General features: G+C 70.7%; 12 protein-coding genes, 1 tRNA gene, 1 pseudogene and 1 riboswitch. Of the genes and pseudogenes, 5 read left to right on the forward strand and 9 right to left on the reverse strand.

What is annotated here, in order from left to right; all coding sequences use genetic code 11:
- Positions 1 to 2: 2 nt before the first annotated feature.
- From HF995_RS09985 to HF995_RS09995, 3 genes are all read right to left on the reverse strand, one after another.
- Positions 3 to 2,939 carry a glycosyltransferase gene (locus HF995_RS09985; protein ID WP_168447672.1) on the reverse strand — a complete coding sequence of 979 codons (2,937 nt, stop codon included), beginning with the start codon at positions 2,937 to 2,939 and terminating at the stop codon, positions 3 to 5.
- Positions 2,940 to 3,277: 338 nt separating this feature from the next.
- Entirely contained in the window at positions 3,278 to 4,402 is a 1,125-nt protein-coding gene (locus tag HF995_RS09990) for an O-methyltransferase (RefSeq protein WP_168447673.1), read from the reverse strand.
- 29 nt (positions 4,403 to 4,431) lie between these two features.
- On the reverse strand, positions 4,432 to 5,985 hold the full coding sequence (locus HF995_RS09995) for a glycosyltransferase family 2 protein (protein ID WP_168447674.1): 1,554 nt from the start codon (positions 5,983 to 5,985) through the stop codon (positions 4,432 to 4,434).
- 125 nt (positions 5,986 to 6,110) lie between these two features.
- Between HF995_RS09995 and HF995_RS10000 the strand changes: the two genes are divergently transcribed.
- The gene (locus HF995_RS10000; RefSeq protein WP_168447675.1) at positions 6,111 to 7,883 is read left to right on the forward strand and encodes a glycosyltransferase family 2 protein; all 1,773 of its coding nucleotides are present in this window, start codon (positions 6,111 to 6,113) and stop codon (positions 7,881 to 7,883) included.
- A gap of 45 nt (positions 7,884 to 7,928) precedes the next feature.
- Here HF995_RS10000 and serC read toward each other — a convergent pair whose 3' ends face one another.
- Entirely contained in the window at positions 7,929 to 9,047 is a 1,119-nt protein-coding gene (gene serC, locus HF995_RS10005) for a phosphoserine transaminase (RefSeq protein ID WP_350308835.1), read from the reverse strand.
- Between the two features lie 84 nt (positions 9,048 to 9,131).
- Between serC and HF995_RS10010 the strand changes: the two genes are divergently transcribed.
- From HF995_RS10010 to HF995_RS10020, 3 genes are all read left to right on the forward strand, one after another.
- Positions 9,132 to 9,833 (forward strand): iron-dependent transcriptional repressor DtxR, encoded by a 702-nt coding sequence (locus tag HF995_RS10010; protein ID WP_168447676.1) that lies wholly within the window; start codon positions 9,132 to 9,134, stop codon positions 9,831 to 9,833.
- A gap of 104 nt (positions 9,834 to 9,937) precedes the next feature.
- Positions 9,938 to 10,124, forward strand: a riboswitch (cyclic di-AMP (ydaO/yuaA leader).
- On the forward strand, positions 10,112 to 10,924 hold the full coding sequence (locus HF995_RS10015) for a C40 family peptidase (protein WP_168447677.1): 813 nt from the start codon (positions 10,112 to 10,114) through the stop codon (positions 10,922 to 10,924). Its footprint overlaps the riboswitch before it by 13 nt.
- Before the next feature lie 212 nt (positions 10,925 to 11,136).
- The gene (locus HF995_RS10020) at positions 11,137 to 12,126 is read left to right on the forward strand and encodes a universal stress protein (protein ID WP_168447678.1); all 990 of its coding nucleotides are present in this window, start codon (positions 11,137 to 11,139) and stop codon (positions 12,124 to 12,126) included.
- Positions 12,127 to 12,136: 10 nt separating this feature from the next.
- On the opposite strand, the gene ddaH is transcribed toward HF995_RS10020, so the two are convergent.
- From ddaH to HF995_RS10040, 4 genes are all read right to left on the reverse strand, one after another.
- Entirely contained in the window at positions 12,137 to 12,946 is an 810-nt protein-coding gene (gene ddaH / locus HF995_RS10025) for a dimethylargininase (RefSeq protein WP_434060859.1), read from the reverse strand.
- 2 nt (positions 12,947 to 12,948) lie between these two features.
- Positions 12,949 to 13,689: a hypothetical protein gene (locus tag HF995_RS10030; RefSeq protein WP_168447679.1), complete on the reverse strand. Its 741-nt coding sequence runs from the start codon at positions 13,687 to 13,689 to the stop codon at positions 12,949 to 12,951.
- Positions 13,690 to 13,691: 2 nt separating this feature from the next.
- Positions 13,692 to 14,201, reverse strand: coding sequence for an OsmC family protein (locus tag HF995_RS10035; RefSeq protein ID WP_168447680.1), 510 nt, complete (start codon positions 14,199 to 14,201; stop codon positions 13,692 to 13,694).
- Positions 14,202 to 14,279: 78 nt separating this feature from the next.
- The gene (locus HF995_RS10040) at positions 14,280 to 14,768 is read right to left on the reverse strand and encodes a MarR family winged helix-turn-helix transcriptional regulator (RefSeq protein ID WP_168447681.1); all 489 of its coding nucleotides are present in this window, start codon (positions 14,766 to 14,768) and stop codon (positions 14,280 to 14,282) included.
- Positions 14,769 to 14,806: 38 nt separating this feature from the next.
- On the opposite strand from HF995_RS10040, the pseudogene HF995_RS10045 reads away from it, so the two are divergent.
- Positions 14,807 to 15,622, forward strand: a pseudogene (locus HF995_RS10045) (EamA family transporter); the annotation flags it as partial.
- A gap of 55 nt (positions 15,623 to 15,677) precedes the next feature.
- Here the strand turns inward: HF995_RS10045 and HF995_RS10050 are convergent.
- Positions 15,678 to 15,750 (reverse strand) — tRNA-Arg (locus HF995_RS10050).
- Positions 15,751 to 15,865: the final 115 nt, after the last annotated feature.

Consider the following 15,865-nt stretch of genomic DNA (forward strand, 5'->3'; position numbering starts at 1 on the left):
GGTCACGTCGTCGGCTCCGAAGCCCGGTCACGGCGCAGGGCGTGCACTGCCTCGACCAGCGTGAGCGCACGAGCCTCGAAGCTGTGCTCAGCTCCCACCCGGTGGGCGAGAGCGATCCTGGTCGAGTCGTCAGGGAACGCAGCTGCGAGGCCTGTCGGTGAGGCGAGGGCGACCAGGTCTTCGGGGCTCGAGTACTCGAGGACAGCGCCGTCGAACAGCTCGCTGATCCCGGTGACGGGGTCGCTGACGACCCGTGCGCCGCTGGCCACAGCGTCGAAGATGCGGTTGGCGATGAACCCGTCACGTGCCATGTCGGTCCAGTGGTCGTTGAGGACGACCCCGGCCCCGCGGTACAGGTCGCCCAGCTGCTCGTTCGGGAAGTACGTGCCCTGGTGGAGCGGCGCGGGGATGTAGGGCTCCCACCGCGTTCCCCAGACCTTCGGCTCGAGTCCTGCGCGGATGGCGTCCATGACGATCGCACGCGGGTGGTCGTGGCGTGCCTGTCCGACGAAGACGACGTCGTCCGTGCGCCCGGCACCACCCTCGGGGTGGAAGACGCGTGGATCGGTCGCCTGATGCAGGACCCGCACCTGCGTGCCCGTTGCTGCAGTCATCCGCGCGGCCCACGTGTGCGAGGCGGCGAACACGAGGTCGAAGCCGGCGATCTCCTCGGCGGAGACCTCGTCGGGGTGGCTGATCACCCACAGGATGTTGAGGCGGCCGGGCTGAGGGCTCGCCACGTCAAGGCCTCGCACGACGAGGGCGACGTCGTCGAAGGCGCTCGCGGGACCGTGATGCGCCCCGTGACGCATGACGACGGCTTCTTGACCCGCCTTCCGCAGCCCGGCTGCCAAGGCCTCGCAGAAGTGCGTGTCCCCCCAGGCATCGCCGCGAGGGCCGGCGTTCGCCGAGTTCTTGATGCTCCAGCGCAGGCGAGGAACGAGGTTGCCGCCGCCCAGGTCCACCGAGTCACGGAACGGCGTGCGGATGACGACGGGCCGTGGCGCCGCGTACGGCGGCGCGTCGAGGCCCATCGCCACGATCTGGAGCCCCACCGCATGGTAGAGATGCCCCTCGGCCTTCGGGAGACGGCCGCGCCACCGGGCCATGAAGATCCGCCGGTTCTCGCGGATGTTCGCGCCTCGTCCGGGCGTCTTGCTCTCGTGGTGCTCGATCACGGAGGTCGTCGCGACGGCGAAGCGTCGGCCGGTGAGCTCCGTGGCGCGGAGGCAGAGGTCGACGTCCTCCATCCCGTTGACGTAGATCGGGTCGAAGCCCTTGAGGGCAATGACGGTTCTGGCGTCGTAGAGGGTCGCCGCTGCCGTGACCGCGGAGAACTCGAGCGGCGCGACCTTGGCCGCATCTTCGCGCGGGCTGTGGGCCAGGAGGTGGACCGGAAGGGCGTCGTCGGCGGGGAACACCGTGCCCGCCGCCTGGATCGTGTCGTCAGGGTAGAGGAGGAGCGGCTGCACGCCGACGACGTCACCCTGCCTGAGACGTTCGACGAGGGGAGCGAGCCAGCCGTCGCGGGTGACGGTGTCGTTGTTCAGGAACAGGATCAGCTCGCCGGTCGACTCCCGGACCCCGATGTTCGACCCGATGGCGAAGTTGAGGTTTCGGGGGGTGCGGACGAGACGGACGCGGTCGATGCCTGCGAACATGGCGCTGAGCGCGAGCGACACCTGGGCCGAGGAACCGTTGTCCACGACGATGACCTCGACGTCGGCCCCTGCGCATGTCGACAGAACTGCATCGACGGCGTGGCCGGTCATGCGTGAGTCCTGGTAGGTCGGGATGACGACCGATACGCGCCCGGAGGTGCGCTGGTCCGCCGTCTCACGCAGCTCGTCCCAGTTCACGAGAGCCTTGCCGAGCACGGCGAACTGCCAGTGGTCGGACTCCGAAGTCGTGATCCGGACGTCGTCGGAGGAGGCGTCGTCGTCGTCGTAGTCACAGCCGATGAAGGGCAAGCACTGGGGTGTCGTGAGTCGTGCGACCCGGATCGCGTAGTCGTGGTCGACCCATCGGCGCAGCGCCGTGTCGAAAGGGCCCACCTCGCGCGCGATCTCTCGCTCGACCACGAGGACGTTGAGGTCGATGTGGTTGAGGACGAGCAGGTGGTCTATGTCGCCGCGGTAGGCGCGATAGGTGACGGTGTCGTCGCCACGGAGCAGGCGTGTCCCGGAGTATCCCGCGCGGATTCCGTCCCGGTGCATCGCGCGCAGCATGGAGTCGAGGAAGTGCGGGCGCCACTGGTTGTCGGAGTCGAGGAAGGCGACGTAGTCGCCCCGCGCGATCTCGAGGGCACTGTTCCGGCTCGCGCAGACGCCGCTGTGCTCGTTCGCGACGACGCGGATCCTCGGGTCCGAGCTCGCGAGCTGTCTGAGGACGGCGAGCGTGTCGTCGGTCGACCCGTCGTCGACCACGACGAGCTCCCAGTCCTGGAACGTCTGGGCCTGGATCGAGCGCACGGCGTCGGTGACGCGTGCGCCTCGGTTCCACACCGGCATGATCACAGAGACTGTGGGCGCACCGACCGGTGGCAGCGGCGACGCGCTCACGTCGGCGAGCCACGCTGCCTCGGCGTCCGCGTCCCACTCCGCGGTCGTGCGCGAGCGGGTGAGACCTGCTTGGGTCGCGACACGCGAGGCGCTGGCGACCATGGTCGACCGGGCCTCGCCCCAGGTGACCTGGCGGTGCTCCGGCGCATAGGCGAGGGGGAGGCGTGTCTCGGGGGTCAGGAGCGCGACGAAGGCCTCGACGATGCCCCATCGTTCGCCGGGCTCCAGAGCCTGACCGTCCAAGGGGCCCAGGAGAGTCGACGGGTCGAACAAGGGGGACCAGGGCTTGTCGAGCCCGTCCTTGCGCAGGTAGTCGAGCACGGCGGACAACGATCCGCTGCGCCACGCGGTCGTGACGTGGCCGGGTAGCGTCCCCATGCTGATCAGCGGATGCGGCGAGTACCCCCGCCTGTGGCCGACCTTGACGAGGTGTCGAGCAGCAGCCTCGGGGCTCTTGAACTGCCGCCCCGTCTGGGCAGCATAGAACTCCGCGTCGAAGAGGCCGGACTCTACGAGGAGCCGCCATGCTGGTGGCTTCGTCGCGGCATCGGTCTTCGAGGGCCCTGCCACCAGTCGGCGCGAGCCCCGGAGGAGCCTCCTCAACAATGGCATGGGCGTGTGCCTGACTGGCATCGTGCGGGTGGTCCTCTCAGGTTCGGCAGGCTGCGCCTGCGAACGTCGTCCTGCGGCACTTCGGGCATCGGTCCAGAGCGACCCTACGGCAGATGCACCTGCATCGTGGTAGATCGTGGCTGGCGGGAGATGACCTCGAGGGAGCGCCCGTCGACCGACCCGGTGGTCCAGCTCTTGACGACGGCCTGCTCGTCGGGGCGGTCGGTGTCATCGAGCACGATGAGCGAGCCATCGCGCAGGTGTCGCGCCAACAGTGGGAATGCGGGCTGACGGCTCATCGGCTGTGCATCTCCGGGAGGGCCGTCCACCAGGACGATGTCAAGCTCTGGAATGTCGGTCAGGGTCTGTGTCGAGTACCACATGTCCTCACCGTCAGAGAATGGGGCGAGCGGGGCGATCCGAAGGTCGACGAGGTCGTCGAGACCGAGCCGCCGCAGCTCCTGCCTCGTCTGGTTCCCGAAACGCGGGTCGTGCTCGAGCGAGATCAGGTGCCCGCCTCCGCGGGCGCGCAGGGCGGAAGCGATCCAGACCGAAGAAGCGCCTGACCCGCACTCGAGGACGGTGGGGTGGGCGTCAGCCTCGAGGATCGCGGCGACCAGGACGTGGAGCGTCGTCGCTGTCGCAGCCCACCCGCCCAGCGTGGGCCACCGGACGGGGCCCGGGCCAGCGACACGGTCGGCCATCTGGGACAGGTCGAGGACCGCGGACGGCACCTGCTCGACCGCTGTCGTGAGGTTGACCGTCCTCCGGTACGTCATGGCGAGGGTACGGTCGATCCGATCGAGCAGCTCGGAGTGCCGCTCGACCGCTCTGCTGACCGGGACCCCGCGGCTCGGGGCCTGACCCACCGAGCCGAGAGAGTGCTCGAGGAATTCGGCAGAGGCCTCGACGCGCGTCTCCAGCCGGGCCAGGGTGAGGTCCTGGACAGCGAGGCGCTGGGAGTCCTTGCGTGCGAGCTTCTCCGACGCACCTGCCCAGCGATCCAGGTCGTGCTGGAGAGCGCGGAGGTGCCGATTCGTCTCACGCGATGTCGAGCGCACCAGCTGGGCGAGAGCGCGCGCGCTGAGGAAGAGAGCGACGCACAGGTTCACCAGCGCGAGCGCGACGAGCGTCACCGCGGTCTCGAGCTTGCCGAGCCCGCCGGCAAGTGCGGCTCCTGACGCCACCAGGATTGTCGTGGCGTAGCCGAGCCTCCGCGCGAAGTGCATGACAGTTCCCTTCGGGACGTGACGCGGCGTCAACTGCGCCGGAGTCGGCGACTGAGCTCGGCAAGCATCCCACGAACCCCCGCGCGGATCATGGCGGCACTGGCGCGGAATCCCCTCGGTGCGGCGCCCTGTGGGGCAGGTCGCGGAGCGGTGCGGCGGGACTCCTTCTCGAGCCTGGCGATCTTCTTCGTCAGCTGCCGCTCACGCTCGGCGGGGCCAGGTACAGGTTCGTCCGTCGGCGAGGACACGTCGAGAGCGGTGAGGGCGCCCTCGAGGGCAGGAGTCCACCAGATTCCCCAGACGGCGTCGATCTGCGTCTGCAGGTCGCCTGCCGGGAGGTTCCTGCTGGCGCGCTCGAGCGCGGCCGTGCGCAACAGGCTCACCGGCGCGTCCGGGCCCGGCATCCGCACGAGGCCCGCATCGTGCTCGCCGGCGAGCTTGACCAGCTCGCCCAGGACGCCAGGGCCGAGCGCTGCGCTCACGGGGACGTCCAGTCGGAACGCCGCGGGAAACACGTCCTGGGGAGCCTGCTCGACGAGCGAGACGCGCGGCTCGCCCTCGAGCCACTCGCGCAGCAGCCGGAGCTCGAGGTCCGGATCGTCGAGAGGCGGGCGTCGGCCGTCGTGCAGGCGAGACCACGGGGCGACGAGCGAGACGTGCAGGTCCGTGAAGCTCGACGCCAGGAGATGGTCGACGCACACGCGAGCGCGCGCCGCGTCCACCTCCTGCGCGACGACGACGGCGTGAACCATCGGGACGCGCCAGACGCGCCCACCCGTCGTGCGTCGACGACGGATGAGTGGTGCACGCTGTGCCAGGTAGGGCTTGTCGTGGTGCAGGACGTCGTCGAGTCGACGCTGAGCGTTCGTCGGCCCCAGGTGCCAGGCGACAGCGTCACGGGCTGGCACGAACACCGCGCCGCGTGCTGCGAGCCGGTAGGCGAGGTCGGAGTCCTCGCCGAGAGCCAGCGACGTGTCCATACCGCCCGACGCCATGTAGAGGTCGCGTGAGACCGAGCCGGCCGCGCCGGTGAAGGTGGAGAAGACATACGGGCTGTCGGTGTTCAGGTCGTCGGTGCGGGCGTAGACGTCCTCGACCCACTGGCTCCTCGTGCCGTCCACCTCGAGCTGCCGGGCCAGGTCCTCGTCGCTCTGCGCCCCGGCGATGTCCGACGGCGCGACGTCCCACGAGTCGACAAAGCGGATGTCGCCCTTCGTCGCGACGTCCTTCAGCCGATCGTGCCATCGCAGGTGGGCAGTGAGGTGGTCCGCCGGGACGACGATGTCCGAGTCGAGCCAGACGAGGATCTCGCCTGTCGTCGCGAGCACGCCCTCGTGGCACGCATTTGCCCGGCCCCAGCCCTTCTCGGGGCGGACGATGCGCGTGTTCTTGTGGTGGACCTCGGGAAGCACGTAAGGCTCGGGAGAGCCGTCGTCCACCACGACTACCTCGACGAGGTCCTCTGGGTAGTCCTGACGGGCCAGCGAGGCCATCGTGAGGTCGAGCGTGTCGGCTGAGCCGAATGCGGGGACGATCACGGCCACCGTGCGGTGCGGGCGCCAGTCGTGCGGCAGGTCGATCATCGCGTCACGCCACCTGTTCCGGCGAGCGACGCCCGGAACTCCTGACGTGCGGACCCCAGTCTGTTCCCCTTGTGACACCGCTGTAGAGTAACAGCCGATTATCGGCGACCGAGGAGGGGTGGGGCGTGGCAGGTTCTGAGCCGATGGTCGCCGACAGCAGCGTCTCTCTCGGCGACCTGCTCGACGTGCTCGAGCGGCTTCCCTCTGGTGAGCCGGTGGAACTGACGCTCGCCGACCTCGACGACCTGCGCGCCCTGACCGTCCTCGCTATCGACCGGTTGCCGGCCACCACGGTGCGGATCACCGTCAAGCGCTACCGTCCCCCGCTCGCACGCTGGCGCGGGTCGCTGGGCTACCTCCCGGGCCTGGCGTCGTCTCGAGTCTCCTGGCCGGCGGCTCGGACCGGCCCGGTCGAGGTGGAGGTCGTGCTCCGCGAGCCGCTCGACCTCTCCACCGTTGCGGCGGCGGTCTGCGACATGCTTGTCCCTACCAACGTCGCGGCCTTCTGGGGCTCGCCCCAGCTCGCCGTCGCCCCGGGGACCGGCGCTGACGTCCTCGCGCTGCTGCCGCAGCCATGGGCGCTGCGACCGCAGGTCGAACCCGAGCCTGACGTGCTTCTCGCCACCGACATCCTCCTGGCTCCGCCAGGCTTTGACGCCTCCGGCATCCAGCATCGGAGCCGTGTCGACGTCGCGCCAGGGCCCGCGCTCGGCGGGACGGCCGGTCCGCTCATCGACCTCAGGAAGCACAATCCGATCGGGCGGCTCGGCAAGGTTGGCGGCGAGTGGCCGGCTCGCAGGGCGCAGATCTCCACCACGGGCGTCGACCGGTGGGGCCTGTCTGTCGAGGGCGAGCCGGTCGTGGTTCTTGACAGCCGGGCTGAGATTCCGTCGTCGGTCGTCGAGCTGCTCAGGCCGTGCTCGACGCTCGACCTCAGCGGCATCGACGAACCCATCGACCCCGCGACGGCGGGCGCCCTCGCCACGAGGCTCGCCGAACTCGCCGCTACCGGGGTCGTCCTGCACAGCGGAGCACACCTCGTCCAGCACGTCCCGACGCTCGCGTCGACGGTCCGCGACATCATGGGACGCGCAGCAGCGCCCGTGTCTGGTTTCGCCAACCTTGCGCTCTCGGTCGAGCAGCGTCGCGCGTCGATGCGCGAGCACGCGGGCGTTCTCGCGCTGGGGCGTGCGGCGGAAGGGCTCGGAGCGGCGCGCATGCTCCCGCACGTCACCGCGCTGCTCGTGACGAACAGGCCCGAGCTGGTCGAACACGCTGTCGGGTTGATGGTCGCGCAGACCTACCCGTACCTCGACGTCCTGGTCGTCACGCACGGGAGAAGTGCGCCGGACACGAACGCATGGTCTGACGAGGCGCGAGCGAAGCTCTCGGGGTGCATCGAGCTCCCGGCTTCGGTGCCGTTCGGCGATGCGCTCGCGCTGGCGACCGAGAGGGCGGCGGGGCCGCTCGTGCTGAAGATCGACGACGACGACCACTACGGGCCGGAGTTCGTGTGGGACCTCGTCCTCGCGAGGCTCTTCTCGGGAGCCCAGGTCGTCGGCAAGCAGGCGGAGTTCACGTACCTCGAGCCGTTCGACGTGACGGTCAGGCGCGGCTTCGGGGTGGAGACATACTCTGAGCAGGTGGCGGGCGGCACGATGCTCATGTCGGTCGCGGACATCGCGCAGGTCGGAGGATGGCGAGGTGTGCCGCGCGCGGTCGACCGTGCTCTGATGCAGCGGTTCGTCAAGGCCGGCGGGGTGACATATGTCGACCGAGGCATCGGTTTCGTCTACGTGCGGCACGGCCGTGGGCACACGTGGAGGGCTGACGCGGGGCACTTCCTGCGCAACGCCAGGGAACAGTGGTCCGGACTCTTCCTGCCCGCGCTCGGCTGACCTGAGAGGACCTGCGCCGCAGGCTTCCCCCGGGGAGCGGCTGGCTCAGCCGAGCCGTTCGACGACGTAGTCCACGGCCTGCGTGAGCCGTGAGACGTCGTCGGGATCGACGGCGGGGAACACGCCGACGCGCAGCTGGTTGCGTCCGAGCTTGCGGTAGGGGAAGACGTCGACGACGCCGTTGTCGCGCAGCGCCGCGACGACGGCGGTCGCGTCGATCGTGTCGTCGAGGTCGATCGTCGCGACGACGTTCGAGCGGGCGGCCGGGTCGGTGACGAACGGCGTCGCCCAGCCGCGGGCGTCTGCCCAGTCGTAGAGAGTCGCGGCGGACCGTGCGCACCGCTCGGCCGACCAGGCGAGACCGCCCTGGCTGTTCAGCCACTCGACCTGCTCGGCGAGCATGACGAGGGTCGCGACGGCGGGGGTGTTGAGGGTCTGGTCGAGGCGCGAGTTGTCGACCGCGATCTTGAGCGACAGGATCTCCGGGATCCATCGCTCGCTGGCGAGGCGCTCGGCGCGCGCGACGGCGTCGGGGGAAAGGACCGCGAGCCACAGCCCGCCGTCGGAGGCGAAGACCTTCTGCGGTGCGAAGTAGTAGACGTCGGTCTGCGACACGTCGACGGCGAGGCCACCGGCCCCCGACGTCGCGTCGATCGCGACGAGCGATCCTTCGGAGCCTGCGGGGCGCACGACGGGCGCCATCGCCCCTGTCGACGTCTCGTTGTGCGGCCAGGCGTACAGGTCGACGTCGTCGCGGAGCTCGGGCAGGACGACGGTGCCGGGCTCGGCTGTCCGGACGAGCGAGTCGGCGAGGAACGGGGCTGCCGACGTGGTCTTGGCGAACTTGGCGGAGAACTCGCCGAACGCGGCGTGCGAGGCGCGGTCCTCGACGAGGGAGAACGTCGCGACGTCCCAGAACGCTGTCGCGCCACCGTTGCCGAGCGCGATCTCGTACCCGTCGGGGAGGTCGAAGAGGTCGGCGAGCCCGGTGCGGACGCGGCGCACGACGTCGCGCACGGGTGCCTGACGGTGGGAGGTGCCGAGGAGGGAGCGGCCGGCCGCGGCGAGCGCTGCGACCTGAGCGTCGCGGACCTTCGAGGGGCCTGAGCCGAAGCGGCCGTCAGCGGGGAGGAGGTCGGTGGGGATCTGGATCGTCTCGGGCACTCTCAGAGGATAGCGGCGCCGCCCGTGCTGACACCGTGTTCGCCTAAACTGTCCCAGGACACCGACAACAGGAGGCTGGGTAGCGTGAGCGACCTCATCGACACCACCGAGATGTATCTCCGGACGATCTACGAGCTGGCCGAGGAGGGCATCGTCCCGCTCCGTGCCCGCATCGCCGAGAGGCTGGGGCACTCGGGGCCGACGGTCTCCCAGACGGTGGCCCGCATGGAGCGTGACGGCCTCGTGGTCGTGTCGGGGGACCGCCATCTCGAGCTGACGCCAGACGGTCACGCGAAGGCGATGCGGGTCATGCGCAAGCACCGCCTGGCGGAGCGTCTCCTGACCGATGTCATCGGTCTCGAGTGGGAGTACGTCCACGACGAGGCGTGCCGCTGGGAGCACGTCATGAGCGACCGCGTCGAGAAGCGGCTCCTCGATCTGCTGGACCGTCCTACGCACTCTCCGTACGGCAACCCGATCCCGGGACTCGGCGAGCTCGGGGACGAACGTCCCGAGCAAGGGTTCCTCGAGGGAGTGGTGTCCCTCTCGGTCGTCAGCGGCCTCTTGGCCGACGGCGAGAGCCGCACGGCGCAGGTGGCGCGGCTGGGTGAGCCGCTGCAGACCGATGTCGTGCTTCTCGCGCGGCTCGCGTCCGCCGGTGTCGTGCCTGGTGGCACCGTCGTGCTGACCGCGACCGGTCGGGACGTCGCGGTGACGGCGGAAGGCAAGGACACGGTTCTCGAGCTCCCGGCCGAGGTGTCGAGGCACATCTTCGTGGGCTCCTGAGCCCCGTCGAACCCCACGAGAAGTTGTCGTGACCGGAGCGTGACATTCGCGCATCTCATGGGGTACCTTCGATCTGGCCTCATCCGGAACCCCGGAGGAGGCGCACCTGCAGAACGCCGAGCTCTGCCACTGCAGGTGTCGCACCACAGACCGCTGGCAGAGGCGGGGGAACCACCAACGGCTCCGGTTCGCCGGAGACTTGGGGTGAAGTCGGCCGGTTCGCCGGTCGGCCGGGCAGCTCTCTAGCCCGAACCCGACAGCTAACTTCGTAGGCGTTCATGGAGAGGCTCAACTACGTGACGCTCAGCACGACTCGCGCCAAGCACCGCGCGGCCCGTCGTCCCATCAGCCAGGTCATCGTCGACGCGGCAGGGGACAACCTCAGCACCGCGGGGAAGCGCACCGTCGCTGTCGCCGCGACCTCCGGACTCCTCGTCTCGATGCTGGGCACCTCTGCCAGCGCGGCCACCGACACGAACGTGTCGATCGGCACGGCAGACGTCTCCGCACTCACCTCTCAGGCTCGCGCCCAGCTCCAGGCCGCCCCTGCGGTCACGGTCTCTGACGCGTCCTGGTCTGTCTCGGCTGGGACGGTCAAGCCCGTCAAGGTCAAGCCGGCCCCCGAGGCCCGCCAGATCGTGTCTGAGACCCCTCGTGCGAACGAGAGCGCGTCCCGCAGCCAGACCCGCACGCCCGCCGCCGACGAGACGCAGAGCGCTCCGAAGTCCGCCGAGAAGACGGCGCCTCCCGCCGCCGCGTCCGGCTCCGCGGTCATCGAGATCGCCTCCCGCTACGTGGGCGTCCCGTACGTCTACGGCGGTACGACGCCGAACGGCTTCGACTGCTCCGGCTTCACGAGCTATGTGTACGCCCAGCTCGGCATCGACCTCCCGCGCAGCTCGGGCGCCCAGCGCGGGATGGGCACCGTGATCCCGCGCAGCCAGGCCAAGCCCGGCGACCTCATCTGGACCCCGGGCCACGTGGCGATCTACGCCGGTGGCAACACTCAGATCGACGCCCCGCGTCCCGGCAAGTCGATCCAGTTCCGGAACATCTGGCAGTCGAACCCGACGTTCATCCGTCTCGGCTGAGCACAGCAGACTCCTCGACAAGGCCCGGACCGTCTCTGACGGTCCGGGCCTTCGTCATGCTCAGGAGACGGCGAGGCGCGAGGCACGCGAGCTCCCGCGATCGTGGGTGAGACCCGCACCGAGCAGGGCATAGGCAGGGTGTTGAGAGGGTAAAGTCGAAGCACGGAGGGCGCGACGAGCGTCTGCCGCGGAACTCAGAGAGGAGCTCGCAGATGACGCACCGCGACGTGGTCCTGGTGGGGGTGGACGGGTCCTCGCCGAGCCTGCACGCGCTCGACTGGGCTGCCGCCCAGGCGCTCCGGCTCGGTTGGCCGCTGCACGTGGTCTGCGCCTACTCCCTGCCGTCGTTCACGGCAGCGAGCCTCGACGGCGGCTATGCGGCCCTCGACGACACCGCGATCCTCGACGGCGCCAAGGCCGTCCTGGAGGAGGCGAAGGCCCGTGCCGAGGCCGCCGGCATCGAGGTGCGGGCATCGGTCACGACCGGGGACCCGGCGGGCGTCCTCGTGGACATGTCTCGTGAGCACCGCCTCGTCGTGGCGGGCACGCGCGGGCACGGCGGTTTCGCCGGGCGGCTCCTGGGAACCGTGTCGTCGGCGCTCCCCGCGCACAGCCACTGCCCGACGGTCGTCGTCCCGTACCTCGGTGAGGACGGCGAGCGCACCGCGATCTCCTCGGTGGCGTCGAACGCCGGCCTCGAGCCGGTCGACCAGCGGCCGCTGTTCCCGATCCGTCGCATCGTCGTCGGCATGGACGGGTCGCCGACGGCGGAGGGGGCGCTCCGGGCAGCGCTGCTGCAGCAGAAGGTCTGGGACTGCGAGCTGGTGGCGGTCGCCGGGGTCCCCGTCGGGGCCGGGGCCGGGTTGCTCGCGTGGCTCCCGGCTGCTGTCGACCACGAGGCCGTGCTCGCGGACGTCGCTGAGGGTCTCAACGTCATCGTGGACCGTGTCCTCGCGGACTTCCCGGGGCAGAAGGTGCGGCGGATCGTGCTCGACGGCACGGGTGCCGAGCTGCTCACCGAGTTCTCCACGGCTGCTGACCTGGTCGTCGTCGGGTCGCGCGGCCGGGGCGGGTTTGCGGGCCTGCTCCTCGGTTCGACGTCGCAGGCCGTCCTGCACCACGCAAAGTGCCCGGTCATGGTCGTGACCAAGAAGTCGAGCGACGCGGTCGCCTCGGCTGACGAGGCCGAGCAGGCCGGCTGACGGCGCTGCGTCAGCCGCGCAGGACGAGGGTGCAGCACTTGGCCCCGCCGCCGCCGAGCAGCAACTCGGGAAGGTCGACGGGGACCGGGGTGTAGCCGCGCTCCCGGAGCGCGTCCGCGAGGCGCCTCGCGCGCGCCGCCATGACGACGTGCTCGCCGTCGCTCACTGCGTTGAGCCCGAGCACGGCCGCGTCCTCGTCGGTGGCGAGCAGGGCGTCCGGGAAGAGGCTGCGCAGCCGTTCCTGCGAAGGGCCGCTGAAGGCGCTCGGCAGGTAAGCGACGTCGACGGCCTCGCCGCCGTCGCCGCCCTTGAGGACCATCAGCGCGGTGTCGAGGTGGTAGAAGCGCGGGTCGACGAGCTCGAGGGTGACGACCTCGCGGCCCAGGACGTCGCTCGCCTCGCCGTGCGCCTCGCGCGACGTGCGCAGCCCGGTGCCTGCGAGCAGGAGGTCGCCCACGAGCAGCAGGTCGCCTTCCCCCTCGTTCGTCTCGACAGCCTTGTGCGGGCGGAAGCCGAGCTCTGCGAGCCGCGCGAGATAGGCCGGACCCTCGGCGGCGCGCTCCGCGTGCGAGAACCTCGCGCCGTAGGCGACACCTCCCACGACGGTGGCGCCGTTGGCGGCATAGACCATGTCCGGCAGCCCGGGGAGCGGGTCGATGAGCTCGACCGTGTGCCCGAGGTCGACGTGGATGTCGCGCAGCCGCTGCCACTGGGTCATGGCGGCGGCCTGGTCGACGGGGACCGAGGAGTCCATCCACGGGTTGATCTCGTAGGAGACGGTGAAGTACGTGGGCGGGCACATGAGGTAGTGGGCCGGCACGGTCACGCCCCTTCGACCTGGAGGGGTGCGGCCGCGGGGTCGGCCTGCTCGACGATGCGTACCGGCTCGCCGATGCGGGGGGGAGGCGGGCCGAACGCTCCGGCAGCCTGCCGCACGACTCCGCGTGCGAGTGCCCGGCCGCCGATCGCGCCGACTGCGGCTCCGACGCCGAACGGGACGAGGCGCCCGAGCGCGAGGCCGGACTGCTTGGCGAGGTACCGCTTGAGGAACCTGCCCGTGAGGACCTTGTTGACGCGCTTGATCGTGGTGGACGGCGCGGCTGCGGCAAGGACGCGTCCCCACGCGACCGGGCTGATGCCGGCGGTCGCGAGAGCGGCGGTGCCGTCGTCGCCGAGGATGGCGGCGAGGACCAGCGCCCGGCGGCGCTCGACGTCGTCGACGGCGATGCCGTGCACGTCCGCGACGGCGAGGGTGTACGCGGCCGATGCCGCGAAGAACGTCGCGAGGTCGCTCACCGTGAGCGCGGTCGCGGTAGCGGTCCCGACCGCGGGGATCGCGGCTGCCGCTCCGACCGCGGCTCCGGTCGAGGTGACGACGCGCAGGAACTCCTTCTCGAGGAGCGCGAGGATCTGCTCGGGGCTCGCTTCGGGGTTGCGGGCTGCGACACGGTCGACGTGCGCACGGATCACGGGGGAGGGGATCCGCACCGCGTGGTCGAGCGCGGCCTCGAACGCGCTGCGGCGGTCGGAGCTCTTCCCGCTGATCTGCGCGGCGGCTGCCATCGTCAGATGCCGTCCTCGGAGGAGTGGGAGACCGTCTCGCCCGTGGCCTCGTCGATGACGCTCAGGGTGACGGTCGCGCCGGACTTGATCGTGCGGCCGACCGTGCAGCTCGCGTCGATCGCGCGGCTGACGACGGCGAGCAGGCGGTCGCGTGCGTCGGGCTCGAGGGCGGAGAGGTCGACCTCGAGCTTCTCGACGAGCTCCGTGTAGCGCTCTTCCTCGACGTTCTTCACGGTCGTCACGTCGATGCGCGCGGCGTAGTCCGGACCGAGGCGTCGGGCGAACGCGACGTCGGAGGACAGTCCGGTGCAGCCGACGAGCGCGAGCTTGAGGAGCTCGCCCGGGGTGAAGCGGCCGTCGTGCTCGGTCGAGCCGATCGCGACGCGGGCGCCGCGGCCGTTGAAGCCAGCGTACTGGCGGGGGCCGACCCGTTCGATCCAGACGGCGTCGGGGGCGACGGCAGGGACGGTCTCCTCGGCGAGGGCGGCGGCAAGAGCGGGGTCGAAGGTCATGGGGTCAGTTTTCCACGGGCCTGCGACGTGCGCGGATCGGCGGGCGCCGACATCCACCTGGAGAGACCCGCGCCCGAGCTACTCGTCGAGCGCGGCGAGCCACGTGGTGAGGATGCGCTCGAGCTGGACCGCGTCCTGCTCCGGCAGTGCTGCGAGCAGGCGTGCCTCGTTGGCGAGGTGCTCGGTGAACGCGTCGTCGATGAGGGCGCGACCTGCTGGGGTGAGCGCGACGACGCGGCTTCGACCGTCGTCGGCGGCGGGGCGGCGCGTGACGAGGCCGGCGGCGACGAGCCGGTCGACCCGCTTGGTCATCGCGCCTGTCGTGACCATGGTGTGGTTGCTCAGCTCGCCCGGGGTGCGCTCGAAGGGTGCGCCTGCGCGGCGGAGCGCCGCGAGGACGTCGAACTCTCCTTCTGTCAGGCCGTGGCGACGGTAGACGACCTCGAGCTGTTCGGTGAGGGCGTTCGCGAGGCGGTGGAGGCGGCCGAAGACTCCCTGGGGGCGGGGGTCGAGGTCGGGGCGCTCGCGGCGCCACTCGTCCTGGATCCGGGAGACGTGGTCAGGCATGTGGACAGAGTACCTTCCGAGGAAGCAAACTATCTTCCATGGAAGATAATCGTCGATGGATCGCCGTGACGGCGATCGCCCCCGTCCTCTGGGGGAGCACGTACTACCTCACCCACGCCGTCCTGCCCGACGGCGCACCGCTCTGGGGAGCGATCCTGCGCGCGCTCCCCGGGGGCCTCCTGCTCCTCGCCCTGCGCCGACGCCTGCCGCGCGGGTCCTGGTGGTGGCGCGCAACCGTGCTCGGCGTGCTGACGACAGGGCCGTTCTTCGTCCTCGTCTACGTCGCTGCGCAAGAGCTGCCGTCCGGCGTCGCATCGATGATCATGGCCCTCTCGCCCGTCGCGATGATGGCGCTCGGGTGGGCCCTGCTCGGCGAACGTCCGGGGCTCGCCGCAGCGCTCGGCGCGGCAGTCGGCATCGGAGGTGCCGTGCTCATCCTCGCGGGAGGTGCGGGGGAGGCCGCGCCGTGGGGCGTCGCCGCGTCGGCCGCGGGCCTCGTCATGTCGTCGGTCGGCTTCGTGCTCGCCCGCCGCTGGCGGGCCGGCGTCGACCCCGTCGCCCTCACCTCGTGGCAGCTCACGTCGAGCTCGCTGCTGCTCCTGCCTGTCGCGCTGCTCGTCGAAGGCGCGCCGCCCCGGCTCGACGGCGTACAGGTCGTCGCGTTCGCCTATATGAGCGTCGTCGCGACAGGGCTCGCGTACGTCGCGTGGAACCTCGGGCTCGCGCACCTGCCGGCGGGGACCGTCGGTGTCATCGGCCTGCTCAACCCGGTCACCGGGGTGCTGCTCGGCACGGTGGCGGGCGGGGAGTCGTTGACGATCGTCCAGGGCCTCGGCATCGTCGCCGTGCTCGGGGGTATCGCCCTCGCGCAGGTGCGCGGAGCAGGTCCGCGGGCCGAGGCCCGTGCGGTGCGCCTGGGCAGACTCGAACTGCCGACACCCGCTTTAGGAGAGCGGTGCTCTATCCACTGAGCTACAGACGCGCGCCCGGCCGTCGCGGTCGGGCGGGACGAGCCTACTCGGTCGAGGCTCGGGTCCCCGAATCCGCGCCCGATTCGGGCGGTGTTCACGACAGGATCGAAGGTCCCGTCGGAAACG

Source organism: Sanguibacter hominis ATCC BAA-789 (assembly GCF_012396185.1).
Taxonomy (GTDB): Bacteria; Actinomycetota; Actinomycetes; order Actinomycetales; family Cellulomonadaceae; genus Flavimobilis; species Flavimobilis hominis.

Coding starts and splice junctions, on each gene's coding strand:
- HF995_RS09985 (WP_168447672.1), bottom strand. CDS start 2,939: ATGGGGACGCTACCCGGCCACGTCACGACCGCGTGGCGCAGCGGATCG.
- HF995_RS09990 (WP_168447673.1), bottom strand. CDS start 4,402: ATGCACTTCGCGCGGAGGCTCGGCTACGCCACGACAATCCTGGTGGCG.
- HF995_RS09995 (WP_168447674.1), bottom strand. CDS start 5,985: ATGATCGACCTGCCGCACGACTGGCGCCCGCACCGCACGGTGGCCGTG.
- HF995_RS10015 (WP_168447677.1), top strand. CDS start 10,112: ATGGAGAGGCTCAACTACGTGACGCTCAGCACGACTCGCGCCAAGCAC.
- HF995_RS10020 (WP_168447678.1), top strand. CDS start 11,137: ATGACGCACCGCGACGTGGTCCTGGTGGGGGTGGACGGGTCCTCGCCG.
- HF995_RS10030 (WP_168447679.1), bottom strand. CDS start 13,689: ATGGCAGCCGCCGCGCAGATCAGCGGGAAGAGCTCCGACCGCCGCAGC.
- HF995_RS10035 (WP_168447680.1), bottom strand. CDS start 14,201: ATGACCTTCGACCCCGCTCTTGCCGCCGCCCTCGCCGAGGAGACCGTC.
- HF995_RS10040 (WP_168447681.1), bottom strand. CDS start 14,768: ATGCCTGACCACGTCTCCCGGATCCAGGACGAGTGGCGCCGCGAGCGC.